Raw genomic sequence first — 344 nt, forward strand, 5'->3', positions numbered from 1 at the left:
AACTTTAAAAATCCTAGTTTTGGAAGTCTGATTCTGTTTCCTTCGATGCGTATTGAATAATTTTTATGTTTTTTATTTTTCTGATTTACTGTTCTGTAATTCAGCTGGTAATGATGCTTACTTTTGAAAACAGGATATTTAGATTTTTTATTGAAGAATCGAGTAAAAGCGCTGTCTAAATCTCTAAGAGACTGTTGCAGTGCTATAGAATCTACCTCATTTAGAAAAGAGTATTTCTCCTCTGACTTCATTGCTGTAAGTATCGCTGATGTCTGGTTATAACCTACTTTCTCTCCCTTTTTATAGCTTTCATTTCTATAGGCAAGACCTTTATTGTAGATAAG

The 344-nt window shown here is 32.0% G+C and carries 1 protein-coding gene; it reads right to left on the bottom strand.

Going from position 1 to position 344, the window contains the following annotated elements:
• Window positions 1-344: transposase (locus tag QZU45_RS08340; RefSeq protein ID WP_295354046.1), on the bottom strand; the 344-nt coding region annotated here is incomplete at both ends.

The organism is uncultured Succinivibrio sp., from assembly GCF_902756765.1.
In the GTDB taxonomy this organism is placed as follows: Bacteria; Pseudomonadota; Gammaproteobacteria; order Enterobacterales; family Succinivibrionaceae; genus Succinivibrio.